We start from the raw sequence: 26,554 nt of genomic DNA, 5'->3' as shown, positions 1-26,554 counted from the left end.
GTCCTACTTCACTTCTTCCAGTGCCTGGTTCAACGGCACGTAAAACTCTTTGAACAGCGCATCCACTGCCTCTTTCGCCTGAGGCGTGACAAACCCCGCCTCCAGCACCAGCACCTGATACACACCACGCTTGATCGCTTCGGCGCTCAAGTGCGCGGAGTTTTCATTGGTGGTGCACAGAAACCGCACCCACGAGGTGAGGATAATCCAGGCATTGAGGGTCAGGGCCTCGGTTTGCACCGGGTCCATATTGAGGATGCCGGCGTCGACAAACCCTTGGTAAATGGCCCCGCCCTGGATCAGGCAGCGCTGGGAAAACCGCCGGTAGCCGGTGGCCAGTTCCGGGTCGCTTTCCAGCAGGTGTTCGAGGTCCCGATGCAGGAAGCGATAACGCCACATGCCGGCCAGCACGGCCTGCAGGTAAAAACGCTTGTCTTCGACGGTGACGGCGCGGCCCTGGGGCGGGCGCAGAAAACTGTCCACCAACGCTTCGTACTCACGAAACAGCACGGCGATGATCGCCTGCTTGTTGGGGAAGTGGTAGTACAGGTTGCCCGGGGAAATTTCCATATGGGCGGCGATATGGTTGGTACTGACGCTGCGCTCACCCTGCTGGTTAAAAAGCTCCAGGCTGGTTTGCACAATGCGCTCGCTGGTCTTTACTCGTGGTGCCATAGGGGATCAGCTTCTGAACACGGGATGGGGCATCTTACGGCCTATCCTTGTCAGGATAAATCCGCATGTTGCTGCAATGACATTTGACAATTTAGAGCAATGACTCTAAAAATCCAGGCAGACCTATAACAATCGGGAACTGCGCCATGTCTGCCAACGTTGCCTACCTGCAAGATTCCCAGGCGCTGGATCAACTCCAGGACCTGTTCGACGCCCAACGTCACGCCTACGCGGCCAACCCGATGCCGCCCGCTGCACAGCGCCAGCAATGGCTGAAGGCTTTGCGCGATGTGCTCAGCGACGAACGCCAGGCACTGATCAATGCCATCAGCCAGGACTTCAGCCACCGCAGCGCAGACGAAACGCTGTTCGCCGAATTGATGCCCAGCCTGCATGGCATTCACTACGCCAGCAAACACCTCAAAGGCTGGATGAAACCTTCCCGGCGCGCGGTAGGCATTGCCTTCCAACCGGCCTCAGCCAAAGTCATCTACCAGCCGCTGGGTGTAGTCGGGGTGATTGTGCCCTGGAACTACCCGTTGTACCTGGCCATTGGCCCGTTGATCGGGGCGTTGGCGGCGGGAAACCGGGTGATGCTCAAACTCAGCGAATCCACGCCCGCCACGGGCGAACTGCTTAAGGCGTTGCTGGCGAAGATTTTCCCCGAAGACCTGGTGTGCGTGGTGCTGGGCGAAGCTGAAGTGGGCATGGCATTTTCCAAACTGCGCTTCGACCACCTGCTGTTCACTGGGGCCACCAGCATCGGCAAGCATGTGATGCGCGCGGCCGCCGAGCACCTGACACCGGTCACCCTGGAACTGGGCGGCAAATCGCCGGCTATTGTTTCCGCCGATGTGCCACTCAAGGACGCCGCCGAGCGCATCGCCTTCGGTAAATGCCTGAATGCCGGGCAAACCTGCGTGGCACCTGACTACGTGCTGGTGCCGGAAGACCGCGTTGACGGTTTCGTCGAGGCCTACAGCAACGCCGTTCGCGGGTTTTATCCGACACTGGCCGACAACCCGGACTACACCGCCATCATCAATGAGCGGCAACAGGCCCGGCTCAATGCCTACGTCAAAGACGCCACCGACAAGGGCGCCACCGTGATTGCGCTGTATGACCAAGGCCAGGCACGGCGTATGGCCCATAGCCTGTTGCTGAATGTCAGCGACGAGATGACGGTGATGCAGGACGAAATCTTCGGTCCTCTACTGCCGATCGTGCCTTATCGCGGACTCGACCAGGCGTTTGCCTACATCAACCAGCGCCCTCGCCCACTGGCTCTGTATTACTTCGGCTACAACAAGGGCGAACAGAACCGCGTGCTCCACGAGACCCATTCCGGCGGTGTATGCCTTAACGACACGCTGCTGCATGTGGCCCAGGACGACATGCCCTTTGGCGGTATCGGCCCGTCGGGCATGGGCCATTACCACGGCCATGAAGGCTTCCTCACGTTCAGCAAGGCCAAGGGTGTGCTGGTCAAACAGCGCCTGAACGCGGCAAAACTGATCTACCCGCCTTATGGCAAAGCCATCCAGAAGTTGATCCAGAAGCTGTTTATCCGCTGATTCCGCCACCCTCGGGATAACAATAAGAATGAACCCTAGCCTGACTGAAACACCTGCGCTGTCACGGCGCGGCGTCCTGAAAATCGGCCTGTGCGCCAGTGCGTTCCTGGCCACCGCCGGCTTGGGGGCCAGCCTCAGCGGCTGTTCCAGCAGTACTCCGGCCAGTGGCTTTGCGATGCTGCGCAGCAGTGATTTGCCGTTTTTGCGCGCAATCATCCCGGTGCTGCTCGAAGGCGCGGCCAGCGCCCAGGACGTGGTCGCCGGCATCGAAGACACCCTGAAAAAACTCGACTACAGCCTGCTAAACCTGTCACCGGAGATGTTCAAGCTCACCCAGCAGCTGTTCGACGTGCTGAGCATGGGCATCACCCGTGGCCCGTTGACCGGCATTTGGGGCAGTTGGGAAAACGCCAGCAGCGATCAGATCCGCAACTTCCTGCACCGCTGGGAAAACAGCTACCTGAACCTGCTGCGCATGGGCCAGGGCTCGCTGCTCAAGCTGGTGATCATGGCCTGGTACTTCCGGCCGGCGTCCTGGGCGCATTGCGGCTACCCCGGCCCGCCAAAGATCTAAACCTGACAACCTGACCCAATGTGGGAGCTGGCTTGCCTGCGATAGCGGTGTATCAGCCAGAAATGAAAGGCAGGCAGACCGCTATCGCAGGCAAGCCAGCTCCCACACTGAATGCAACTTCGTATAAAAATAAGAGTGCACTTCTATGCCCGTACCCGATCTGTTCCGCGATGGCCTGGCCCGTGGCTGGAAAACTCACAATGGCGCCGCCCTCAGCAATGACCTGACCCTGGAAGCCGACGTGGCCATCATCGGCAGTGGCGCGGGTGGCGGCACCACTGCCGAGATCCTCAGTGCTGCGGGCTACAAAGTACTGCTGATCGAAGAAGGCCCGCTCAAGACCAGCAGCGACTTCAAGCTGCTCGAAGACGAAGCCTACGCCAGCCTCTATCAGGAAGGCATCGGCCGCATGAGCAAGGACGGCGCGATTACTATCCTGCAGGGCCGTGCCGTCGGCGGTACCACGCTGATCAACTGGACCTCAAGCTTTCGTACACCCGACGCCACCCTCGCCCACTGGGCCAGTGAATACGCGGTCAAAGGCCACAGCAGCGCCGAGATGGCGCCCTGGTTCGAAAAGATGGAACAACGCCTGGGCATCGCCCCCTGGGCCATTCCACCAAATGCCAACAATGATGTGATCCGCAAAGGCTGCGAAAAGCTCGGCTATAGCTGGCACGTGATCCCGCGCAACGTGCGCGGCTGCTTCAACCTGGGTTATTGCGGCATGGGGTGCCCGGTCAACGCCAAGCAATCGATGCTGGTGACCACCATTCCCTCTACGCTGGAAAAGGGCGGCGAACTGCTCTACCTGGCCCGCGCCGAGCACCTGAAATACAGCGGCGACACCATCAGCAGCCTTGAATGCGTGGCCATGGATGAACGTTGCGTGGCGCCTACCGGGCGCAAGATCACGGTCAAGGCCAAGCATTACGTGCTGGCGGGCGGCGGCATCAACAGCCCGGCGCTGTTGATGCGCTCGAGCGCGCCCGACCCGCATTCGCGGTTGGGCAAGCGTACCTTCCTGCACTTGGTGAATTTCTCCGCCGGGCAGTTCGACGAGGTGATCAACCCGTTCTATGGTGCGCCGCAGTCGATCTATTCCGACCACTTCCAGTGGCAGGATGGCACCACCGGCAAAATGTCCTACAAGCTGGAGGCACCGCCGCTGCATCCTGGCCTGGTCAGCACGCTGTTCGGTGGCTACGGCACCGCAAACGCGCTGGACATGAGCCAGTTGCCCCACACCCACGCCATGCTCGCCCTGCTGCGCGACGGTTTTCACCCCGACAGCCCTGGTGGCGCGGTGGAACTACGTGGCGACGGCACGCCGGTGCTCGACTATCAGGTCTCGGATTACGCCTGGGACGGCCTGCGCCGTGCGTTTCATACCATGGCCGAGATTCAGTTCGCGGCAGGCGCCAAGTCGGTCAAGCCGTTGCATCACGATGCACGCTACGTAAATACCCTGGCCGAGGCACGCAGCCTGATCGACGGGCTGAGCCTGGAACTGCACCGCACCACGCTGGGCAGCGCCCATGTGATGGGCGGTTGCGCCATGGGCGAAGACCCGAAAAACGCGGTGGCCGACAGTCTCGGTCGCCATCATCAATTGCGTAACCTGTCGATCCACGACGGCTCGCTGTTCCCCACCAGCATTGGCGCCAACCCGCAATTATCGGTGTACGGGCTGACTGCGCAACTGGCGACGGCATTGGCCGAACGTCTGAAAACGGCATGAAAAAACCGGGTATTCACGGTATCTATCTACATAAGTCGACTTGGCCCACCGGGCATGCTGCGATACCATCCGGTTCCCCAACGGACTCCGCCAGGACGACGCGATGAACCGAGTGTTGTACCCAGGAACCTTCGACCCGATTACCAAAGGCCATGGCGATCTGGTCGAACGTGCGTCTCGCTTGTTCGACCATGTGATCATCGCGGTCGCGGCCAGCCCCAAGAAAAACCCGCTGTTTCCCCTGGAACAGCGCGTGGAGCTGGCGCAGGAGGTCACCAAGCACCTGCCCAACGTGGAAGTGGTGGGCTTTTCCACGTTGCTCGCGCACTTCGCCAAAGAGCAGAACGCCAATGTGTTCCTGCGTGGCCTGCGCGCGGTGTCGGATTTCGAATACGAATTCCAGCTGGCCAACATGAACCGCCAACTGGCGCCGGACGTGGAAAGCCTGTTCCTCACGCCATCTGAGCGCTACTCGTTCATTTCCTCGACGTTGGTGCGTGAAATTGCCGCTTTGGGCGGAGATATCACCAAGTTCGTGCACCCGGCCGTGGCCGATGCGCTGACCCTGCGCTTCAAGAAGTAAGACCGCTCAACCGGCGCCCGCTCGCACTGCGGGCGCCAATGCGGCACAATTGCGCGCATTAGTTTTCAGATGCCCTGGCTGACAGCCCTGGCAGGAGTTTCCATGTCCCTGATCATCACCGACGATTGCATCAACTGCGACGTCTGCGAACCCGAGTGCCCGAACGCTGCGATTTCCCAGGGCGAAGAGATCTACGTGATCGACCCCAACCTGTGCACCCAGTGCGTCGGCCACTACGACGAACCTCAGTGCCAGCAAGTGTGCCCGGTGGATTGCATTCCGCTGGATGAAGCACGGCCGGAGACTGAAGAGCAGTTGATGGAGAAGTACCGGTTGATTACCGGCAAGGCCTGAAGTTATTTATTGCCTGTAAAGGCCTCATCGCAGGCAAGCCAGCTCCCACATTTAGAGTTGTGAATACATTCAAATGTGGGAGCTGGCTTGCCTGCGATGGCGACATCAGCCATCACCCGGCATTCAGCTCTGGCACTTGGGGCAAAACACACTCGCCCGCTGCCCCAGCACCACATTGCGCAACTCGCTCCCGCAGACCTTGCACGCCTCGCCGCCCCGGCCGTAGACGTACAGTTCCTGCTGGAAATACCCCGGTTGCCCGTCGCCGCCGATAAAGTCCCGCAACGTGGTGCCGCCCCGCTCGATGGCCGCTGCCAGCACGCGCTTGATCTCGATCGCGAGCTTCAAGTAGCGCCCGCGTGAGATACCGCCCGCAGCCCGGCGCGGATCGATCCCCGCCGCAAACAACGCTTCCGTCGCGTAGATATTGCCCACGCCCACCACCACCGCATTGTCCATGATGAACGGCTTCACCGCCATCGACTTGCCACGCGAGAGCTGGAACAGACGCTCGCCATCAAACAGCTCGGTCAACGGCTCCGGCCCCAGGCGCAGCAGCAGTTCGTGGTTGTGCGGGTCCTGACTCCACAGCATCGCACCGAAACGCCGAGGGTCGGTGTAGCGCAGCGCCAGGCCAGACTCCAACTCGATATCCACGTGCTCATGCTTGAGCGCCGGCAAACCGATTTCCACCAAGCGCAAATTGCCCGACATCCCCAAATGGCTGATCAACGTGCCCACTTCAGCATTGATCAACAGGTACTTGGCCCGCCGCTCCACCAGCACGATGCGCTGCCCCGACAGGCGCACATCCAGGTCTTCCGGGATCGGCCAGCGCAAGCGCCGCTCACGCACCACCACCCGGCTGACACGTTGGCCTTCCAAATGCGGCGCAATCCCGCGGCGGGTCGTTTCGACTTCGGGTAACTCGGGCATGTGTACCTCTTGATTAAAGGGTCAGTGGGCGCCCAGTTCACGAATGGACAGCTTCAGGCTTTCAAAGTCGTAGTCCGACAAGCCCACGTAATCCAGCACCAGATGGCCGATGGCATCCCACTCATGGTCCGCCGACTGGTTACCCAGCACGCGGCAGGACGAGCAGATGTGCTCGGCCATCTTGAGGATCGCCAGCAGGTTTTTAAGTTGCGGGTTGCGCGATGACTCATCGCTGAAAATCGCCAGGGCATTGTGGTGGTTGGCGATCGCGTCGGTCACATGCTCCGGCAGGCGCCAGGATTTGGCGGTGTAGTAACCCACCACGGCATGGTTGGTGTTGAACGCGTGGTTCTCGGTGTCGACCACCCGACAATCCGGGCCGGCATTGGCATACGCCTGCTCCAGCACCGCCATGTAGTTGGGGAAGCGCTTGAGCATCAGCGGCACGCCGCAATCGTGGAACAGGCCCAAGGCATAGGCCTCGTCGACCGCTTGCGAGCCGGTGCGCTTGGCCAGGGTCAGGCAGGTCATGGCCACGTCCTGGGCGGTGTCCCAGAAGCGGTTGAGCGTAACGATGGTGTCGTCACTCATCTCGCCCTTGATCGACTGCGCGTTGATCAGGTTGATGACCGAGCGGCTGCCCAGCAGGTTCACTGCGCGCTGGATCGAGGCGATCTTGTTGCTCAGGCCGTAATACGGCGAGTTGACGATCTTCAGCAGCGCGCCGGACAGGCCCGGGTCCTGGGAGATCAACCGCGCGATCACTTCCAGGTCCGGGTCGGGCATGTACTGCTCCATCTGCAAATCCACCATGATTTGCGGTTGAGGCGGCACGCTGATGCCTTGCAGGGCCTGTTGGATCTGCTCGGCGGAAAGCTCTGGGGACATAAATACACACTCTGGACTAGGCGTGAATTCTAACCTTTATGAAGACCCAGCCGACACCCAAAAACCGAACTGGAACCGGATCAAATGTGGGAGCTGGCTTGCCTGCGAAAGCATCACCGCCGTACGTCAGATACACCGCGCCGTCCGCATCGCAGGCAAGCCAGCTCCCACAGAACAGCCGCACAACAGGGTATACTCCCGCTCTTTTTTCCGGAGCGACGTCATGTCCCTGCCAAGCCTGCGTCTCAAAGCCAACGCCGATCGTCGTTTGCGCAACGGCCACCTGTGGGTCTACAGCAACGAAATCGACGTGGCCGCCACCCCACTTCACGGCTTCCAGGCAGGCGACCAAGCTATCCTGGAAGCGGCCGGCGGCAAGACTTTGGGCATCGTGGCCATGAGCCCGAACAACCTGATCTGCGCCCGTCTGCTGTCGCGTGACATCAAGTTGCCGCTGGACAAGTCGTTGCTGGTGCACCGCATCAACGTCGCGCTGTCCCTGCGTGACCGCCTGTTCGACAAGCCGTTCTACCGCCTGGTCTACGGTGATTCCGACCTGTTGCCCGGCCTGGTGGTCGACCGTTTCGGCGACCTCCTGGTGGTGCAGATCGCCTCGGCAACCATGGAAGCCCATAAGGAAGACGTGATCGCCGCGTTGACCCAAGTGCTCAAGCCAAGCGGCATCCTGTTCAAGAACGACTCCGCCGCGCGCGACGCCGAAGGCCTCAACCGCTACGTCGAAACCGTGTTCGGCCTGGTGCCGGAGTGGGTCGCGCTGGAAGAAAACGGCGTGAAATTCGAAGCCCCGGTGATCCAGGGCCAAAAGACCGGCTGGTTCTACGACCACCGCATGAACCGCGCACGCCTGGCCCCGTACGCCAAAGGCAAACGCGTACTCGACCTGTACAGCTACATCGGCGGCTGGGGCGTGCAAGCTGCGGCCTTTGGTGCCAGTGAAGTGTTCTGCGTCGACGCCTCAGCCTTCGCCCTCGACGGCGTAGAGCGCAACGCTGCGCTGAACGGGGTTGCCGAGAAGATGACCTGCATCGAAGGCGACGTGTTCGAAGCCCTGAAGGAACTCAAAGCCAGCGAAGAACGCTTCGACGTGATCGTCGCCGACCCGCCGGCCTTCATCAAACGCAAAAAAGACATGAAGAACGGCGAAGGCGCCTACCGCCGCCTGAACGAGCAAGCCATGCGCCTGCTCAGCAAGGACGGCATCCTGGTCAGCGCCTCGTGCTCCATGCACCTGCCGGAAGACGACCTGCAAAACATCCTGCTGACCAGCGCCCGCCACCTGGACCGCAATATCCAGATGCTCGAACGCGGCGGCCAAGGCCCGGATCACCCGGTGCACCCAGCGATTGCCGAGACGCGTTATATCAAGAGCATTACGTGCCGGTTGTTGCCTAATAGCTGATAACAGGATGCTTCCCGTAGGAACAGTCAACGACTGATCCTACGGGCCTTTCAGCTATTTCCTACTGCCACTTCCATTGACTTCCCTTACCGCCAAACCGACTCTCTCCCCCCCAACAAGGAAGGATAGAGTGGTCCGGTCGATGCCTATTAGTACAGCCACATCAAACAAGTCATATTTCATCGTACTGTTGATGACCATGACGCTGCTCGCCGTCTTCCCCCTCGACGTAGTCCTGCCATCCTTTCCCGCCCTCTCCAATCACTTTGGCCACACGCCTTCAGAAATCGCCCAGTCCGTCAGTATTTTTGCCATTGGCCTGGCCGTCTCGTTGCTGCTGATAGGTCCGTTGTCTGACATGTTCGGACGCAAAAAACTGCTGCTGGCAGGCATTGCTTTATCGGCGTTGGGTGCAGCCGGTTGTTTGCTGGCTCCGGATTTCAGTTGGTTTATCGGCTTTCGCGTGGTTCAGGCCGTAGGGTGCGGGGCGTTTGCCCTGTCGCAGGCGCTGATCCAGGACTTGTTTACAGGACGGGAACTGCAGCGGATTCGAATCTGGATGACCACTGCCGGCGGAGTGTTCATCTCAAGCTCGCCACTGATGGGCACCTGGCTGCAAATTTATGGCGGCTGGCAGGCGAGTTTTTACGTGTTTATCGTGTTGGCCATAGTGGTGTGGCTCTGGTCCGCACACCTGCTGCACGACTCGCGCAGCAGCCATCGCCCTTCACCGCTACAGTTCTTCAGCGGCTATTGGCTGCTGTTTTCCGACCTCCGTTTCGTCAGCTATTGGCTGATTTCCGCCCTGGCCTTTGCCTGCCATTTCTCGTTTATCGTGATGTCGCCCCTGATCTTCATGGAGCGTTTGAACCTGTCGACCTATCAATTCGCCTGGGCATTGCTGCTGTACGGCGCAGCCTACGTCTGCGGCGGAGTGATTGCCAGTTTCCTGCATCGCAAAATGGACGCCGACCGGCAAATCAACACCGGCCTGTTGCTGATCACTGTTTCAGGCCTGGTCATGCTCTGGCTGGCCTGGCAGTTCGGCCTGTCGGCCGCCACGGTGCTGATCCCGATGTTGATCTGCACAGCCGGCACCACCATCTGTCGACCCATCGCCAACTCCAAGGCCATGAGCCTCTACCCGCAACTGGCTGGCACGGCGACCTCTGCCGGTAGCTTGCTGATTTTCATGTGCGGCGGCCTGATCAGCCTGGTGATCAACCTGGCCACCACCAACCTGACCACCGCGCTAGCCCTGTGCTTTCTAATCCTGAGTGCCGCCGGGCTCGCCCTGAATGCGCTGATCAAACGCCGCCCACACGTCCTGTAGCCGCTATCTTCACGGTTTCGATCATTCCCTCCAGCCACCAGCGGTGTAGAATCGGCCTATTCATCGCCAGTCATCCCCCGGCGGGTTTATGAGCTCGAGGCCCAAGCAAGCGGCGATCCCGCGACGCGAGTGGCAACTTTTGGACACCACGGCCATTTTTCGGGTGTTCCAGACGTCAATAGAAGCTCACTCCCCAGTAGTACCTGATTAGTAGTTACCTGATTAGCCGCCCGGAGTGCTCCATGCCAGATTACCGCTCGAAAACATCCACCCACGGCCGCAACATGGCCGGCGCCCGCGCACTGTGGCGTGCCACGGGGATGAAAGATGACGACTTCAAGAAGCCGATCATCGCGATTGCCAACTCGTTCACCCAGTTCGTACCGGGCCACGTCCACCTCAAGGACTTGGGCCAACTGGTCGCCCGCGAAATCGAACGCGCCGGTGGCGTAGCCAAGGAATTCAACACCATCGCCGTGGATGACGGCATCGCCATGGGCCATGACGGCATGCTGTATTCCCTGCCGAGCCGCGAGATCATCGCCGACTCCGTGGAATACATGGTCAACGCCCATTGCGCCGATGCCATCGTGTGCATTTCCAACTGCGACAAGATCACCCCTGGCATGTTGATGGCCGCCCTGCGCCTGAACATCCCGGTGATCTTCGTCTCCGGCGGCCCGATGGAAGCCGGCAAGACCAAGCTCGCCTCCCACGGCCTCGACCTGGTCGACGCCATGGTCATCGCCGCCGATTCCAGCGCTTCTGACGAGAAGGTCGCGGAATACGAACGCAGCGCCTGCCCGACCTGCGGTTCGTGCTCCGGCATGTTCACCGCCAACTCGATGAACTGCCTGGTCGAAGCCCTGGGCCTGGCCTTGCCGGGCAACGGCTCCACGCTGGCCACCCACAGCGACCGCGAACAGCTGTTCCTGCAGGCCGGCCGCACCATCGTCGAGCTGTGCAAGCGTTACTACACCGAAAACGATGAGTCGGTGCTGCCGCGCAATATCGCCAACTTCAAGGCGTTCGAAAACGCCATGACCCTGGACATCGCCATGGGCGGTTCCACCAACACCATCCTGCACTTGCTGGCCGCCGCGCAAGAAGCCGAGATCGACTTCGACCTGCGCGACATCGACCGCCTGTCCCGCAACGTGCCGCAACTGTGCAAAGTCGCGCCGAACATCCAGAAGTACCACATGGAAGACGTGCACCGCGCCGGCGGGATCTTCTCGATCCTCGGCTCGCTGGCCCGTGGCGGTCTGTTGCACACCGACCTGCCTACCGTGCACAGCAAATCCCTGGCCGAAGGCATAGCCAAGTGGGACATCACCCAGACTGACGACGAAGCGGTGCATCACTTCTTCAAGGCCGGCCCGGCAGGTATCCCGACCCAAACCGCGTTCAGCCAGTCGACCCGCTGGGAAACCCTGGACGACGACCGTGAAAACGGCTGCATCCGCAGTGTCGAGCACGCTTACTCGCAAGAAGGCGGCCTGGCCGTGCTGTACGGCAACATCGCCCTCGACGGCTGCGTGGTGAAAACCGCCGGTGTGGATGAATCCATCCACGTGTTCGAAGGCCGCGCCAAGATCTACGAAAGCCAGGACAGCTCGGTACGCGGCATCCTCGCCGACGAAGTGAAAGAGGGCGACATCGTGATCATCCGCTACGAAGGCCCGAAAGGCGGCCCGGGTATGCAGGAGATGCTCTACCCGACGTCCTACCTGAAGTCCAAGGGCCTGGGCAAAGCCTGCGCCTTGCTGACCGACGGGCGTTTCTCTGGCGGTACTTCGGGCCTGTCCATCGGCCACGCCTCGCCGGAAGCTGCTGCCGGCGGTGCGATTGGTCTGGTACAGGATGGCGACAAGGTGCTGATCGACATTCCGAACCGCTCGATCAACCTGCTGATCAGTGACGAAGAACTGGCTGCACGCCGCGTCGAGCAGGACAAAAAAGGCTGGAAGCCGGTGGAGAAGCGTCCGCGCAAAGTCACCACCGCGTTGAAAGCCTATGCCCTGCTGGCCACCAGTGCCGACAAAGGTGCTGTGCGTAACAAGGCGATGCTTGACGGCCTGTAAGCCCCGCCCATAAAAATGCCCCGCCACGTGCGGGGCATTTTTTTGCCTGAAGAAAATCCCCCAGACTACAGAGATCAACTGTGGGAGCTGGCTTGCCTGCGATGGCGGTGGGCCAGCCGACTCATGTATGGCCTGGCACACTGCTTTCGCGAGCAAGTCCGCTCCCACACTTGACCGAGTTCCAACATGAGCATGCGGTCGAATGTGGGAGCGGGCTTGCTCGCGAAGCAGGCGCCTCGGTATTACTGAATCTCGTCAGGTTTCACGATCACCCAGTTTTTATCCGCCGTCACCGGCAGCCCTTCCTTGGCCTGCGCCGCCGCGTGCTTGGCCATCATCCCGTTAAGCTGGGTCATGTATTTGTCCTTGCGGTTGATCCACAAGTGAACACCGCCCTTGGCCACGTCCACATCGTGGAACAGCATGTAGCCGTCGCTGGTCGGCGTATCACCGCCGACGATCACCGGCTTTTTCCACTCGTCGATGTAAGTCAGGATCGCTGCGTGCTTACCCGCCATCCACGTCGCCGGCGTCCACAGGTACGGGGTGAGTTCGAGGCCAAGGTTGGCCTTCTCGTCATATTTGCCTGCAGTGATCTGCTTACGCGCCGTGGTCAGCTCGCCAGTCTTGCGGTCTTTGAGCAAGGTGCTCACGCCAATCACGTTCTCGGGTTTGACGTTGTAGCCGTACTTAGGGTCGGCGGCGACCATGCGCACCAGCTCCTCGGAGGCGGCGGTCATCACATACACTTCGATGCCGTTTTCCATCAGCTTGTTGTACAGCTCGGCCTGGCCGGTGAAGACTTTCGGCGGCTGTACCTCGGATTTCTTCACCACGTCGCCTTCAAAATAGGTGACCGGCACCGGCTTGCCGGAAGCCATCAGCTCGTCCACCTGGACCTTGAGTTCCTTGAGGGTGAAGCCCGAGAAAATCTGCGCAACCCACGGGTAGCAAACCATGTCGTCGACTTCGCAGAGGCGATAGTAGTAGCTGAACAGGCTTTCCTTGTGGTCGGCGGTGTCCTTGAACGGCATCAGCTTCAGGGACGGGTCCATGCTCTCGCGGGTGATCAGACCCTTGTTTTCCATGTAGGGCAGCAAGGACTCTTCGAGGTCGTAGCGGTAACTGGTGTTGTCCATGTCGAACACCGCGAAGTTACCCTTGTTGGCATTCGCGGCGATCATCTTGTTCAGTTGCTCGGCGGCGGGCGCCGGCCAGTGTTTCAACTCGGTGGCGGCAAATGCCTGGCTGACGAGGCCGAGGCAGAAGGCAGCGGCAAGTAGTTTTGGCGCGAGCTTCATAAGCGTTTTATCCCTGAGTGAAAGACATCGACGCTAACAAATCTGTATGACAGTTATCGCCCGAGCACGACCGCTTGCGTCGTGATAACGCCAAGGGCATGTGCCTGAGCGCCAAATGCTTATTCCAAAAACGACAGTCGACATTCCATATTGGTATTAAATCAATATATTTCAAACTGTTAGGCTTCCCGGTTCGCAATCGCAGGCTCGCGCGATTGGCTGCCTTCTCAACGGAGCTTCAATGAATCTGCCCCTGATTCTCAACTTACTGGTGTTCGTGGCCCTGTTGCTGGGCCTGGCACAAACCCGTCGCACCAACTGGAGCCTCGCCAAGAAGGTGCTGTTTGCCCTCGTCTTGGGCGTGGTGTTCGGTACGGTGCTGCACACCCTTTATGGCGACGGCAACCCGGTGCTCAAGGCCTCGATCAGCTGGTTTGATCTGGTCGGCAATGGCTACGTGCAATTGCTGCAAATGATCGTGATCCCGCTGGTGTTCGCCTCAATCCTCAGTGCCGTGGCGCGCCTGCATAACGCCTCGTCCCTGGGCAAGATCAGCTTCCTGACCATCGGCACGCTGCTGTTCACCACCGCGATCGCGGCGCTGATCGGTATCGGCCTGACCAACCTGTTCGGCCTCACCGCCGAAGGCCTGGTGGCCGGCACCCAGGAAATGGCACGCCTGCAAGTGATCCAGAGCGATTACGCCGGCAAGGTGGCCGACCTGAATATCCCGCAGCTGCTGCTGTCGTTCGTGCCGGCCAACCCGTTTGCAGATCTTGCCCGCGCCAAGCCGACGTCGATCATCAGCGTGGTGATTTTCGCCGCATTCCTGGGGGTTGCCGCGCTGCAACTGCTCAAGGATGACGTGGAAAAGGGCCAGAAAGTGCTCAACGCCATCGACACCCTGCAAGCCTGGGTAATGCGTCTGGTGCGCTTGGTGATGAAGCTGACACCTTACGGTGTTTTGGCACTGATGACCAAAGTGGTCGCCGGCTCCAACCTGCAAGACATCATCAAGCTCGGCAGCTTTGTGGTGGTCTCGTACCTGGCACTGGGCCTGATGTTTGTGGTGCATGGCCTGTTCCTGTCGCTGGCCGGGATCAACCCGCTGCGGTTTTTCCGCAAGGTCTGGCCGGTGCTGACGTTTGCCTTCACCAGCCGCTCCAGCGCAGCCGCCATTCCGCTGAGCATTGAAGCGCAGACTCGTCGCCTGGGTATCCCGCAGTCCATCGCCGGGTTTGCCGCCTCGTTTGGCGCGACCATCGGCCAGAACGGTTGCGCCGGTCTCTATCCGGCCATGCTGGCGGTGATGGTTGCACCGACCGTGGGCATCAACCCGCTGGACCCACTGTGGATCGCGACGCTGGTGGCGATTGTGACCTTGAGTTCGGCCGGTGTGGCAGGCGTGGGCGGCGGTGCGACCTTCGCCGCGCTGATCGTGCTGCCGGCGATGGGCTTGCCGGTGTCACTGGTGGCGCTGCTGATTTCCGTGGAACCGTTGATCGACATGGGCCGCACGGCGTTGAACGTGAATGGTTCGATGACCGCCGGGGCGATTACCAGCCAGATCATGGGGCAGACGGATAAAGCGCTGCTGGATGCTGATGAGCATGCTGAATTAGCGCAGGTCTGATAGACCGATATCGCAGGCAAGCCAGCTCCCACACTTGAATCGGTTTCCTCAGGAGAAATCGGTCAACTGTGGGAGCTGGCTTGCCTGCGATGCTTTTAAGCTTTTTCCCAGACTTCGAAGTTGTAGGCAGGCTTATCGCCTTCAGCCAGGTTCTCGACGTTTGACACCAACTTCCATTGGTTCAAATCAAACTCCGGAAACCAGGCATCGCCTGCCGGGCTCAACGCCACCCGCGTCAAATACAGGCGATCCGCCTGCTCCAGCCCTTGCGCATACAACTGCGCACCGCCGATCAGCATCAGCTCATCCACGCCCTGTTCCAGCGCCCAGGCTTCTGCCCGCTCAACCGCCGCGTCCAGTGACGGAAAAACTTCCGCACCTTCCAGCGCCAAGCCGGTCTGACGGCTGACCACAATGTTCAGGCGCCCCGGCAACGGTCGGCCCAGGGAATCCCAGGTCTTGCGCCCCATAATGATCGGCTTGCCGAGCGTGGTGGCCTTGAAATATTTGAAATCCCCCGGCAAATGCCAGGGCATGCTGTTGTCGACGCCGATCACGCGGTTTTCACCGAGGGCTGCGATCAGGCTTAAAGGGAGAGTTTTTTTCATGCCGACGAGAATACCAGAGCCACGAGTCTGCGGTTATGCTCCAAGCTCACTTGCTCAACAGGACGGCGCGTGACTGCTCTGAACCCGCTGCATACACTTTGGCTGACCGAAACCGTACGCCTGCGCGAAGAACACGCAGGCCCATTGGAAGACCTGGAAGCCAACCGCCTGGCCCGCACGGCCGGTGGCGATTTGCCCACGCGCATCCAACAGCGCGCCCTGCACCTGGCCGGGCGCGACGGGCTGACGGCCGCCCTCACCCGCTGGCTGCAAGGCGCGCGTTTGGCGTTAGTGCTGCTGGCGGTAGTCGCCGTGATCAGTGGTGCCGGGCTGGCTTTTGCCGCCTTGGGCAACGGCCTGACGCCGGTGAATGTGTTCTGGGCCTTGGGCAGCCTACTCGGCTTGAACCTGATCCTGTTAATCAGCTGGGCGTTGGGCTTGCTGTTTGCCGGTGAACACGGCGCCAGCCTCGGGCGGCTGTGGTTGTGGCTCAGCGAAAAACTTGCTCGCGATGCCAAAGCCGCGCAATTGGCGCCAGCCTTGCTGCTGTTGTTGCAGCGCCAGAAACTCAATCGTTGGGCCGTGGGTGTGCTGGTCAACAGCCTGTGGTTGCTGGCGCTGCTCAGCGCCATGGTGATGCTGCTGACACTGCTGGCCACGCGGCGCTACGGTTTTGTGTGGGAAACCACCATCCTCGGCGCCGATACTTTTGTCGCCGTGACCCAAGCCCTCGGCAGCCTGCCCGCCTTGCTCGGTTTTAATGTGCCGACGGTGGAGATGATCCGCGCCAGTGGCGACTCGGCCCTGAATATCGAAAGCGCCCGCCAGGCCTGGGCCGCTTGGCTGGTAGGCGTGCTGCTGGTGTATGGCCTGCTGCCCCGATTGCTCCTCGCGCTGCTGTGTTTGTGGCGCTGGAAGCACGGCCGCGCTGCGTTGCGCCTGGACCTCAACCTGCCCGGCTACAGCCAACTGCGTGAACGCCTGATGCCCAGCAGTGAACGGCTGGGCGTCAACGACGCCGCGCCCGAACAACTGCACCACGTCACTGGCGGCATCAGCGAACTGGAAAGCGACGGCGCCCTGCTGGTGGCCATCGAACTCGACGGTCAGTACCCGTGGCCGCCCAAGCTGCCGAACAGCGTCAAGAACGCCGGCATCCTCGACAGCCGCGAATCGCGCAACAAACTGCTGGAACAACTCACGCGCTTCCCGCCCGCACGCCTGGCCATTGCCTGTGACCCGCGCCGCTCGCCGGATCGCGGCAGCCTGGCGCTGATCGCCGAGCTGGCCCGCAGCGCCACCGCCACCCGCGTATGGCTGTTGCAAGCGCCACCCGGCCAAGCGCTGGACGCCGAGCGCCTGGGCGACTGGCACGCCGCGCTGCAACAGCTGGAGCTGCCGTTCGCCGACTGTGCGCCGCTGAACTGGCTGGAGACCGGTCATGACTAAACCGCTGACTAACCCCCTGAAGCTCGCCGTGGTCGGCCACACCAATGTCGGCAAGACCTCGCTGCTGCGCACGCTGACCCGCGATGTGGGCTTTGGTGAAGTCTCCCATCGCCCCAGCACCACGCGGCATGTCGAAGGCGCGCGCTTGTCGGTAGACGGCGAAGCCTTGCTGGAGCTGTACGACACGCCCGGCCTGGAAGATGCCATCGCCCTGCTCGATTACCTCGAACGCCTGGACCGCCCCGGCGAACGCCTCGATGGCCCGGCTCGATTGGTGCGGTTCCTGGGAGGCAGCGAAGCCCGCCAGCGTTTCGAACAGGAAGCCAAGGTGCTGCGCCAACTGCTGGCCTCGGACGCTGGTTTGTACGTGATCGACGCCCGCGAACCGGTGCTGGCCAAGTACCGCGACGAGCTGCAAGTGCTGGCCAGTTGCGGCAAGCCGTTGCTGCCGGTGCTCAACTTCGTCAGCAGCAGCGACCACCGCGAGCCGGACTGGCGCGAAGCCTTGGCCCGCCTCGGCCTGCATGCGCTGGTGCGCTTCGACAGCGTGGCGCCGCCGGAAGACGGCGAACGCCGCTTGTATGAAAGCCTGGCCCTGTTGCTGGAAAACGCACGGCCGCAGTTGGAACGCCTGATCCTCGATCAGCAAGCCCAACGCCAGGCCCGCCAGCAAAGCGCTGCACGCTTGATCGCCGAGCTGTTGATCGACTGCGCAGCGTGCCGACGCAGCGTGGCCACAGAGGATGAACAGCAAGCCATCAGCGACTTGCGCAAGGCTGTGCGCCAGCGCGAGCAAAAGTGTGTGCAAGCGTTGCTCAAACTGTTCGGCTTCCGCCCACAGGACGCCGCCGCCAGCGACTTGCCACTGCTGGACGGGCGCTGGGGCGATGATTTGTTCAACCCGCAAACCCTCAAGCAACTCGGCGTGCGCGTCGGTGGCGGGATCGCCGCAGGTGCCGCCGCCGGCGCGGGCGTGGATTTATTGGTCGGCGGCCTGACCCTCGGCGCCGCCGCCCTCGCCGGTGCGATCGCCGGTGGTGCGCTGCAAACCGCACGCAGCTACGGCAGTCGTCTGCTGGGCAAGATCAAGGGCCAGCGCGAGCTGACCGTTGACGACAGCGTACTGCGCCTGCTCGCCCTGCGCCAACGTCAATTGCTCAAAGCCCTGAACCTGCGCGGCCATGCGGCGACGCACAGCATCAAAGTCGACACACCCCAGGACAAAACCTGGCGCGAAGGCAAGTTGCCGGAGGCCCTGCACAAGGCCCGTGCCCACCCGCAGTGGTCGTCGCTCAACCCTCACGCCAAACTCAGCCAGGCCGAGCGCCAGGACCAGCTTGAGGTGTTGGCCCACACACTCAATGACGCGGCGTTCAAGGCGTCGTGATGGACGGCGCGTGCCAATTGAACTTCAAGAACGTATCGGCGAGTTCTTGCACCAAGCCCTGGTCGACGTCATTGATGACGCCGTCATGGTTAATATCGAAGTGAATGTTCCACTCCAGTGCCCCATCATTATCAAAGTCATACGCAGCGTTCCACATGACCTGGGTTTTATCGCAAGGGGTGCCTTCGCCCTCATGCACGTGCAGGCGGACCGTATCGGGCGTGCCATCTTTATAAAAATCTTCGGTATAGACCTGCAGGTAGCGCGATGAGGCCAACCCACTGTTGAACCAGTTGAGCTTCAGATACGCACCGGCAAACTGATACAGCAGCGTATGGTCTGCATCGCTTTCCACCCCATCTTGGGTGACGTCCCCCAGGTGGAAATCAGTGCAGCCGTTTTCGATGAGGTCGAGCGCAACAGCGCGGTTAACGACAATGTCCTTGTTGTCGGCGCCGACCTCACAAAAGTGCAGCAAGACCGTATCCGGCCTGCCACTGCCAAAACGGTCTTGAGCAATCACCTTCAAATAGCGCATGGCGGCTTCCTAAAAAAGAATGAACCACCACGCTAATTCATGCCTCGCGCCCTCACCAGCGCACACAATCGATGCGCGCTGTAAGAAAGCTCGACAAAGGTCGCCCCTTAACGCCAGTTGAACTTCAGATACAGATTGGCCATTGATTGCAGTGCCTTTAGATCCATGGTGTCGAACAGTTCAAGGGGCAGCGCTTCGTCGTCCAGTTGCATCACGCCTTTACCAAGGCTATCGCAGGCGGTGACGCTGAATTTCAGACGTTGTTTTTCAATCATGGGTTTGTCGTTCTGATAGAGATCCAGGCGGACTTCGGCGGGGTCGCCTGCGACGGTGAAACGACTCACATAAAAGTTGATCGAGCGGTTGGGCATGGGTGGACGGCAGAGCCAATTCACTCTCAATACGGCATTGGCAAAATCCTTGAGTAACTCCCTGTCCTTCTCCCCCGAGACACCGTTGCCATCGATGTCACCGGTGATCTGGTAATCGACCCGGCCATCCGCCGATACATCGACGGCTGTGGCCTGGCGCACCAGCTCATCCGGCAACTTTGGCGTGCGTAGAAAAAACAGAAGCTCCACGGTATCCGCCAAAGCATTGGCACTTTGATCCTTCACGGCAACTCTCAAATAACGCATCTAAATCGCTCCCTTAATCAGAGGGCGTACTTTACTGAGTGCGCCGACGTTGACTCCATGCGCTGCGTCCGTGTCCTCGGTCGGAATTACGTCATTCTTATGCAGGCAACGTCAGTAGCCGCTGAGCCTTGAACTTCAATACCTCCAGGTTCAGCACCGGCACGTGGATTTCCTTGGCCTGTTCATCCCAGTGGCGCATGCGCAGGCTGACCTCACACAGCGGGTCTTGTTCAAAAGCCCGGGCCTCTTCGGCCGTCATCACGCCGCCCTGATAACCCAGGGTGCGTCGGCTGGCCTCGCTCAGGCGGGCGTAGTAGTCCGGCTGGCTGAAGGTCAGGTAGCGCTTGGCCTGCACGTGATACTCCACCAGCCTGGCCATGCGCTCGCTGAAACCTGCGCGCCGCAGATAATCCGCGCCGAGCCGCTCGTGGCTGACCACTCCATAACCGCCCATGTTCTCGCCGCCCTGCCCGCAGAGATGCCCGATGTCGTGGAAAAACGCTGCCAATACCACCTCATCGTCGAAGCCTTCGGCCATGGCCAACTGCGCGGCCTGGGACATGTGCTCGATCTGCGACACCGGCTCACCGATGTAATCGGCCGCGCCGTGCTGTTCGTACAAGCCGAAGACTTCGGCGATTACCTGGTCCGGGTTCATCATGCGCTCCCCCACAATGCTGTGATATTTCGCTCGGCCATCGCCGGCCCCACGCTCATGCCCACGCCGGAATGCATCAACGCCGCGCTCACGCCCGGCGCCGCACGCAGAAAGGAAAACGGTGCCGGGCCGCGTGAGCCATAAACACCCTGCCAGCGTTCCACCACCTGGATTTTGCAGCCCAGCGTCTGCTCCGCCAGCTCGATCAGCCAGTCATCGACTTGCTCGGCATTGAAGGGCGATGCATCGCTGCCGTAGTCATGGGAGTCGCCGATGATCAACTCGCCATGGGGCGTCGGGCTGATCAGCAAGTGAATGCCGTGTTCTTGTAAATGCGGCGCTTCGCGCAGGATCTGTGCCTGCACTGGCGCGGCTTCCGGCAAGTCGGCAAACGCGCCGTAATGCACGCAACTAAGGCCCGTGAGCAATGCGTGTTGCAGGTTCAGGTTGACCGCCGGCCGGGCCCGCAGCATTTGCAGGCGGCAAATGCTCGGGTTGAGCTCGGCCATCGGTTCCGCCAGCAAAGTCTGGTAGTCATGGCCGGAGCACACGACCACCTGCTCGCCGCGAAAACTGCCTGCGGTGGTGTGCACTTGACCAGGCTCAACGTCACGCACCAGGGTGGAGAAGTAAAACTGCACGTTCAGTTCCTGGGCCAGGTAATTGATCAGCGCCGGGATCGCCTCGCGCGAATACAGTTGCTGATCATCCTTGCCATGCAGCGCCGCGCGGTGATGGCGGAACTTGCCGCCATACAGGTCTTTCATCGCCGCGCCTTGCAGCAGCTCAACGGTGTAGCCGTGCTCCTGCGCCCGGCCGCCGCAGAAGGCTTCCAGCAGATGCTCTTCGGCTTCGGTGCGGGCGAACAGGTAAGAGCCGTTGCGCTTGAGCTGGATACCGGCCACCTGTGCCCAGTGCGCCCAGATATCGCGGCTTTCCAGCGCCAGGTCGAGCATCTGGCCAGGGGGTTGGCCGGTGACCAGTGCCTGGCCGAAGTTGCGCACGGAGGCGCCCAGCGGTGTGGCGCTGCGTTCGAAGACCTTGACCTTGAGGCCGCGTTTGGCGGCGGCGTAGGCGTGGGACAGGCCGAGGATGCCGGCGCCGATGATCAGCAGATCGCTACTCATGTGTTCCTCTCATTCCCACGCTCTGCGTGGGAATGCATCCAGTGACGCTTTGCGTCACGACTTCCAAGAGCGGACGCGGAGCGTCCAGGGCGGCATTCCCACGCGGAGCGTGGGAACGATCATCATCAATTACTGCTTCTCGGACTTGCCGTCATAGCGCTTGCGCCATTCGGTCAGGATGCTGTCGCGGTTTTTCGAGGCCCAGGCGAAGTCGTTCTTGATCAAGCGCTGCTCGTAGTCAGCCGGCAATTCGGTCTGCGGCTTGGCGATACCCGGCTGGGCGAGAACGGCGAAGTTGTCTTTGTACAGCTCCATCGCCGCGGGGCTGGCGGAGAAGTCGGCCAGTTTCTTCGCGGCGTCGGCGTGGCTGGTGCCCTTGATCACGGCAGTCGCTTCGATGTCCCAGCCCAAGCCTTCCTTGGGCAGGATGATGTCCAGCGGCGCGCCTTGGCGTTTAAGCTGCACGGCCGGGTATTCAAACGAAATACCAATCGGGAATTCCCCGGAAGCCGCCAGTTTGCAAGGCTTGGAGCCGGAGTGAACGTACTGGCCGATGTTCTGGTGCAGGTCGTCCATGTACTGCCAGCCCTGCTTCTCGCCGAAGGTCTGCAGCCAGGCGCTCACATCCAGGAAGCCGGTGCCGGACGACGCCGGGTTGGGCATCACGATCTTGCCCTTGTATTCAGGCTTGGTCAGGTCTTGCCAGCTCACTGGCTTGGTCAGGCCCTGTTTCTCGGCTTCGACGGTGTTGAAGCAGATGGTCGCAGCCCACACGTCCATGCCGACCCAGGCGGGTGGGTTGGCGGCGTCGCGGTAGTTCTTGCCGATCTTGTCCAGATCCTTGGGCGCGTAGTTATCCAGCATGCCTTGCTGGTCGAGGATCGCCAGGCTGGACGCGGCCAGCCCCCACACCACATCCGCCTGGGGCCGGGCTTTTTCGGCCAGCAGCTTGGCGGTGATGATGCCGGTGGAGTCACGCACCCACTTGATGTCGATATCCGGGTTGGCTTTTTCGAAGGCCTGCTTGTAGGTCTTCAACTGCTCGGCTTCGAGGGCCGTGTACACCGTCAACTCGGTTTTGGCGGCAAAGGCATTCAGGCTGAATGCGCTGAGCAGAGCAGCGGCCAGGGCCAAGGGCTTGAACATGGAGCACCTCCTTCAGGGATTTTTATTGGCCGGGCGCGGTTTGGCGCCAGGCTTGGGAGCGGCGCAAGGCGCCACGTGAAGCCCACGCCAGCAGCAGCGAGACGCCGGCCGACGTGAACAGGATCAGGGTCGACATGGCCGCAGCGCCGCCTACATTGCCGGCGTCGTCCATGTTCAACACGGCGACGGCGGCGAGGATGGTGTCGGGGCTGTAGAGGAAGATCGCGGCGGACACGGTGGTCATCGCCGACACAAACAGGTAGCGCACAATGTCCAGCAACGCGGGCAGGCAGATCGGCACGGTGACACGCAGATAGTGGCGGTACAGCGGCGCCTTGAGGGACAGCGCGGCGGCTTCGAACTCGGCATCCAACTGGCGCAGCGCCGTGGTTGCGGTCATTTGCGCGGTGGTCAGGTAGTGCGCAATGGTGCACACCACCAGCAAGGTCATGGTGCCGTAGAACACATGCAGCGGGTTGCCGTTGAGGTTGAAGAAGAACACGTAACCCAGGCCCAGCACCAAGCCCGGCACAGCCATCGGCACAAAGCTGAGCATACGCAGCGCCAGGTTCAGGCCTTTCTGGCCCTTGGTCTTTTCCATCAGGTAGGCGCCGGTGAAGATCAGCACACTGCCGATCAGCGCAGTGCACAGGGCCATGGTCAGGCTGTTGCGATAGGCCAGCCAGCCACCGCCGGCCGTGTCTTCAAACTGGTAGTGATTGAGCGATAACGACAGGTTGTAGGGCCAGAACTTCACCAGCGAGGAGTACACCGCCATGCCGAACACCAGTAGCAACACGGCGCAAATCAACAGCACAATCGCCAGGTAGCAGCCATCCCTTAGGCGCGATGGCGCCGGCTGGAACACCTGGGCGCGGCCGCTCATGGCGTCACCCTGACGGCGGCGCAGCCAGGCATCCACAGCAAAGCTGAACAGCGCCGGCAACAGCAACACCATGCCGATCAACGCGCCGCGACCGAACTGTTGCTGGCCGACCACCGCCTTGTAGGCTTCCAGCGCCAGCACCTGATAGTCGCCACCCACTACCACGGGCACGCCGAAGTCGGTGATGGTCAGGGTGAACACCAGGCAAAACGCCGCGAATACCGCCTGACGCGTGGCCGGCCAGGTAATGCTGCGAAACGCCCGGGCGGAGCTTGCGCCCATGCTCGATGCGGCATCAAACAGGCGCGCATCCGCCAGGGACAGCGCCGACAGCAGAATCATCAGGGCATGTGGGAAGGTGTAGATCACTTCACCCAGCACAATGCCCCAGAAGCCGTAGATATTGTCCGAAAGCAAACCACGCAACATGCCCTGGTTGCCGAACAGATAGACCAGCGCAATACCCGGCAACATCGACGGGGCCATCAATGGCAGCAGTGACAGGCCGCGCCAGATCGGCTTGCCGGGGATCAGCGTGCGTTGCAGTGCGTAGGCAAACAGGTAGGCCAGCGGTACGACGATGGCCGCCACGCTCAGGGACACTTTCAGGCTATTGCCCAACAACCAATGGAAGTTTTCACTGGTCACCAGTTCCCGTGCCGCGACCAGCCCGCCGCCCTGCCCGGCTTCGCTGCTGAAGCCGCGCCAGAAAATCGCCAGCAACGGCAACAACACCGCAATGCCCAGCAGGAGTAACCAAAGCAGCTTGCCACCGACCACAAAAATGCGGTCGCCAAGCTCAGCGCGGGAAACCTGACGAGCCACGTGGTCGGGTATCGGCAGACTCATATCGGCAGCCATCTCAGGCAAACACCTGCAGGCTGCGTGGCGGCAACGCCACCCAGATATCCTGTGCGCCCAGGCGCGGCATGGCTTCGGGGGCCAGTTCGGCCAACAGCGGGTGACCAGGCAATTGCTCCAGCTCAAAGCTCATGCGGCAGCGGTTGCCGAGAAAGGTGATCTCGCGGACCTTGGCCGGGAACAGGTTTTCTTCATGCACCAGCGGGTTGACGCTGATGGCTTCCGGGCGGCAGAACAAGCGGCCGGACCTGGCTTTGCTGGCGCTGTCATCCAGGCGCATGTGCAGGCCGCCGACCTGGGCATGGCTGTCACTGCTGCGACTGAACGGCAGCCAGTTGCCCTGGCCGACAAACTCCGCCACAAACGGCGTGGCCGGGCGGTCGTAGATTTCCTGGGGCGTGGCGTACTGCTCGACCTTGCCGTTGTTCATCACGGCGATGCGGTCGGCCATCAGCATGGCCTCGTCCTGGTTGTGGGTGACCATCAGCGTGGTGATGCCCAGGCGCCGTTGCAGTTGACGCAGCTCGGTGCACAGATGCTCACGCACACGGGCGTCGAGGGCCGACATGGGTTCGTCCAGCAGCAGCAATGACGGCGCAGGCGCCAGGGCACGGGCCAGGGCCACGCGCTGTTGCTGGCCGCCGGAGAGTTGGCCGGGGTACTTTTTTTCGCTGCCGACCAGGCCAACCAGTTCGAGCATCTGCCCGACGCGCTTGCGCACTTCGTCGCGACCACTGCCGGTAAGGCCGTAGCCGATATTCGCTTCGACGGTCAGGTTGGGAAACAGCGCGTAGGACTGGAACAGAATGCCGTAGTCCCGCGCCTGCGGCGGCAGCAGGGAAACATCGCGATTGCCCAGGTAAAGCTCACCGCTGTCCTGGCGCTCCAGGCCGGCGATGCAGCGCAGCAAGGTGGTCTTGCCGCAGCCGGACGGGCCCAGCAGGCACACCAGCTCGCCGGCGGCGACTTCCAGGGAGACGTTGTCCAGCGCGGTGAAGGCGCCGAAGCGTTTCTGGATACCGCGCACCTTCATTGGCGCGCCGGGTTGGGTCAGGGCTGTGTTCATGCAAGGCACCTCATCAAACTGATGAAGGCCATGCTAGGCGGGCAATGCGTCCCTCTTGTGGCAGAAAGGCAAAAGGCAGTGATAGTGGTATTGGTGGATTTGGGTGTAAGGCGCTCGTTCCCACGCTCTGCGTGGGAATGCATCTTGTGATGCTCCGCGTCACCACACCCAAGAGCAGACGCGGAGCGTCCAGGGCGGCATTCCCACGCGGAGCGTGGGAACGATCAGAGTGGCGACATTTCCTGCGCCAACCCCAGAAACGCCGCCGGCAACCGTGCGCCTTTGCGCTCCTTGAGGCAGTACAAATACTCGGGAATCTGTGGTGCATTCTCGATGGTCAGCACCCGCAGTTGCGGGTCATGGGGCACTTCCTGGCGGGCAATGATGCTGATGCCGATATTGCGCAACACCGCCTCGCGAATCGACTCACGGCTGCCGATTTCCAGCAACGGCCCGTAACTCACGCCGGCGCCCTGCAACATCTCTTCAGTCAACCGCCGCGTGGTGGAGCCGGCTTCGCGCATCAGTAAGGTATGCCCGGCCAGCGCGCTCAGCGGCACATGTTCTAGCTTGGCCAGGGGATGATTGCGATGCACCGCCAGCACCAGCGGGTCGGTGCCCAGCACGCGGCGGATCAGGCGTGGGTCTTCGAGCAGTTGCGAGGAGGCCGCGACGTCGACGCGGTAATCGTCCAGTGCTTCGAGCACCTGTTGGGAATTGCCGATTTCCACCGAGACGTCCACATGGGGCAGGCGTTCACGAAAGGCTTTGACCAGATCGAGGATGTAGTACGGCGCCGTGGCGGCAATCCTTAAGGCGCCCTGGACCTGGCCGGTATTGCGCAGGAAAAACTCGATATCGGCTTCCTGCTGCAACAGCGTCTTGACCATCGGCAGCAAGCGCGCGCCGTCGTCGCTGACGGTGAGGCGGCGCCCGCCGCGGTAGAACAGTTCAACGCCGTATTGGCTTTCCAGGTTGCGAATCTGGGTGGTGACGGTGGGCTGGCTCAAGCCGAGTTTTTTCGCCGCCTGGGTAATGCTGCCCAGGCGGGCGACCATAAAAAACGCCTTCAACTCAGCACTCAGCACACCGCC

Annotated in this window: 24 protein-coding genes; 11 read left to right on the top strand and 13 right to left on the bottom strand. The window is 61.2% G+C overall.

All coding sequences use genetic code 11. The features are described 5' to 3' along the window. Positions 1-3: 3 nt before the first annotated feature. A complete protein-coding gene (locus tag AOA59_RS17200) occupies positions 4-675 on the bottom strand; it encodes a TetR/AcrR family transcriptional regulator (protein WP_025859550.1) in 672 nt (223 codons plus the stop codon). Between the two features lie 146 nt (positions 676-821). Between AOA59_RS17200 and AOA59_RS17195 the strand changes: the two genes are divergently transcribed. From AOA59_RS17195 to AOA59_RS17175, 5 genes are all read left to right on the top strand, one after another. Further along, the gene (locus tag AOA59_RS17195; RefSeq protein ID WP_099488433.1) at positions 822-2,249 is read left to right on the top strand and encodes a coniferyl aldehyde dehydrogenase; all 1,428 of its coding nucleotides are present in this window, start codon (positions 822-824) and stop codon (positions 2,247-2,249) included. Positions 2,250-2,277: 28 nt separating this feature from the next. After that, on the top strand, positions 2,278-2,823 hold the full coding sequence (locus tag AOA59_RS17190) for a twin-arginine translocation pathway signal protein (RefSeq protein ID WP_099488431.1): 546 nt from the start codon (positions 2,278-2,280) through the stop codon (positions 2,821-2,823). A gap of 145 nt (positions 2,824-2,968) precedes the next feature. Further along, positions 2,969-4,564, top strand: coding sequence for a GMC family oxidoreductase (locus tag AOA59_RS17185; protein ID WP_099488429.1), 1,596 nt, complete (start codon positions 2,969-2,971; stop codon positions 4,562-4,564). 103 nt (positions 4,565-4,667) lie between these two features. Beyond that, complete coding sequence (gene coaD / locus AOA59_RS17180; RefSeq protein WP_003195136.1) at positions 4,668-5,147, top strand: pantetheine-phosphate adenylyltransferase; 480 nt, start codon at positions 4,668-4,670, stop codon at positions 5,145-5,147. A 102-nt stretch (positions 5,148-5,249) separates the two neighbouring features. Continuing rightward, the gene (locus AOA59_RS17175; RefSeq protein ID WP_029300613.1) at positions 5,250-5,501 is read left to right on the top strand and encodes a YfhL family 4Fe-4S dicluster ferredoxin; all 252 of its coding nucleotides are present in this window, start codon (positions 5,250-5,252) and stop codon (positions 5,499-5,501) included. Between the two features lie 123 nt (positions 5,502-5,624). Here AOA59_RS17175 and mutM read toward each other — a convergent pair whose 3' ends face one another. Beyond that, positions 5,625-6,437, bottom strand: coding sequence for a bifunctional DNA-formamidopyrimidine glycosylase/DNA-(apurinic or apyrimidinic site) lyase (gene mutM / locus AOA59_RS17170; protein WP_099488427.1), 813 nt, complete (start codon positions 6,435-6,437; stop codon positions 5,625-5,627). A gap of 21 nt (positions 6,438-6,458) precedes the next feature. Next, a complete protein-coding gene (locus AOA59_RS17165) occupies positions 6,459-7,271 on the bottom strand; it encodes an HDOD domain-containing protein (RefSeq protein ID WP_176727923.1) in 813 nt (270 codons plus the stop codon). Between the two features lie 277 nt (positions 7,272-7,548). Here AOA59_RS17165 and AOA59_RS17160 point away from each other — a divergent pair, with 277 nt between their 5' ends. The 3 genes from AOA59_RS17160 (at position 7,549) to ilvD (ending at position 12,162) form a co-directional block, all read left to right on the top strand. Next, positions 7,549-8,745, top strand: coding sequence for a class I SAM-dependent rRNA methyltransferase (locus AOA59_RS17160; RefSeq protein ID WP_099488425.1), 1,197 nt, complete (start codon positions 7,549-7,551; stop codon positions 8,743-8,745). 142 nt (positions 8,746-8,887) lie between these two features. Next, the gene (locus AOA59_RS17155) at positions 8,888-10,078 is read left to right on the top strand and encodes an MFS transporter (RefSeq protein WP_065912239.1); all 1,191 of its coding nucleotides are present in this window, start codon (positions 8,888-8,890) and stop codon (positions 10,076-10,078) included. A gap of 242 nt (positions 10,079-10,320) precedes the next feature. Next, a complete protein-coding gene (ilvD, locus tag AOA59_RS17150; RefSeq protein ID WP_099488424.1) occupies positions 10,321-12,162 on the top strand; it encodes a dihydroxy-acid dehydratase in 1,842 nt (613 codons plus the stop codon). 242 nt (positions 12,163-12,404) lie between these two features. On the opposite strand, the gene AOA59_RS17145 is transcribed toward ilvD, so the two are convergent. Beyond that, positions 12,405-13,463, bottom strand: a complete 1,059-nt coding sequence (locus AOA59_RS17145) for a phosphorylcholine phosphatase (protein ID WP_065912241.1) — start codon at positions 13,461-13,463, stop codon at positions 12,405-12,407. A 241-nt stretch (positions 13,464-13,704) separates the two neighbouring features. Between AOA59_RS17145 and AOA59_RS17140 the strand changes: the two genes are divergently transcribed. Further along, positions 13,705-15,096, top strand: coding sequence for an L-cystine transporter (locus tag AOA59_RS17140; RefSeq protein WP_099488422.1), 1,392 nt, complete (start codon positions 13,705-13,707; stop codon positions 15,094-15,096). Between the two features lie 95 nt (positions 15,097-15,191). On the opposite strand, the gene AOA59_RS17135 is transcribed toward AOA59_RS17140, so the two are convergent. Next, the gene (locus AOA59_RS17135; RefSeq protein WP_069787079.1) at positions 15,192-15,704 is read right to left on the bottom strand and encodes a dihydrofolate reductase; all 513 of its coding nucleotides are present in this window, start codon (positions 15,702-15,704) and stop codon (positions 15,192-15,194) included. A 69-nt stretch (positions 15,705-15,773) separates the two neighbouring features. Between AOA59_RS17135 and AOA59_RS17130 the strand changes: the two genes are divergently transcribed. Then, a complete protein-coding gene (locus AOA59_RS17130; RefSeq protein WP_099488420.1) occupies positions 15,774-17,153 on the top strand; it encodes a DUF2868 domain-containing protein in 1,380 nt (459 codons plus the stop codon). 4 nt (positions 17,154-17,157) lie between these two features. Further along, positions 17,158-18,540, top strand: coding sequence for a DUF3482 domain-containing protein (locus AOA59_RS17125; RefSeq protein ID WP_099488633.1), 1,383 nt, complete (start codon positions 17,158-17,160; stop codon positions 18,538-18,540). Here the strand turns inward: AOA59_RS17125 and AOA59_RS17120 are convergent. From AOA59_RS17120 to AOA59_RS17080, 8 genes are all read right to left on the bottom strand, one after another. Beyond that, positions 18,527-19,078, bottom strand: a complete 552-nt coding sequence (locus AOA59_RS17120; protein ID WP_099488419.1) for a hypothetical protein — start codon at positions 19,076-19,078, stop codon at positions 18,527-18,529. The genes AOA59_RS17125 and AOA59_RS17120 overlap by 14 nt on opposite strands. A gap of 107 nt (positions 19,079-19,185) precedes the next feature. Continuing rightward, positions 19,186-19,716 carry a hypothetical protein gene (locus AOA59_RS17115; protein WP_099488417.1) on the bottom strand — a complete coding sequence of 177 codons (531 nt, stop codon included), beginning with the start codon at positions 19,714-19,716 and terminating at the stop codon, positions 19,186-19,188. A 97-nt stretch (positions 19,717-19,813) separates the two neighbouring features. Beyond that, positions 19,814-20,374 carry a phosphonate degradation HD-domain oxygenase gene (locus AOA59_RS17110; RefSeq protein ID WP_068931417.1) on the bottom strand — a complete coding sequence of 187 codons (561 nt, stop codon included), beginning with the start codon at positions 20,372-20,374 and terminating at the stop codon, positions 19,814-19,816. Further along, positions 20,374-21,501, bottom strand: a complete 1,128-nt coding sequence (locus AOA59_RS17105) for a TIGR03364 family FAD-dependent oxidoreductase (protein ID WP_099488415.1) — start codon at positions 21,499-21,501, stop codon at positions 20,374-20,376. The genes AOA59_RS17110 and AOA59_RS17105 overlap by 1 nt, the downstream gene beginning before the upstream one ends. Positions 21,502-21,630: 129 nt before the next feature. After that, on the bottom strand, positions 21,631-22,647 hold the full coding sequence (locus tag AOA59_RS17100; protein ID WP_056857668.1) for a putative 2-aminoethylphosphonate ABC transporter substrate-binding protein: 1,017 nt from the start codon (positions 22,645-22,647) through the stop codon (positions 21,631-21,633). A 22-nt stretch (positions 22,648-22,669) separates the two neighbouring features. After that, on the bottom strand, positions 22,670-24,394 hold the full coding sequence (locus tag AOA59_RS17095) for a putative 2-aminoethylphosphonate ABC transporter permease subunit (protein ID WP_065912257.1): 1,725 nt from the start codon (positions 24,392-24,394) through the stop codon (positions 22,670-22,672). Position 24,395: 1 nt separating this feature from the next. Then, entirely contained in the window at positions 24,396-25,460 is a 1,065-nt protein-coding gene (locus tag AOA59_RS17090; protein WP_058422030.1) for a putative 2-aminoethylphosphonate ABC transporter ATP-binding protein, read from the bottom strand. Between the two features lie 224 nt (positions 25,461-25,684). Further along, a complete protein-coding gene (locus AOA59_RS17080; RefSeq protein WP_058422029.1) occupies positions 25,685-26,548 on the bottom strand; it encodes a LysR family transcriptional regulator in 864 nt (287 codons plus the stop codon). Between the last annotated feature and the right edge of the window lie 6 nt (positions 26,549-26,554).

It is taken from the genome of Pseudomonas sp. 2822-15 (genome assembly GCF_002742515.1).
In the GTDB taxonomy this organism is placed as follows: Bacteria; Pseudomonadota; Gammaproteobacteria; order Pseudomonadales; family Pseudomonadaceae; genus Aquipseudomonas; species Aquipseudomonas salomonii.
This window is presented reverse-complemented; position numbering and strand designations above follow the sequence as displayed.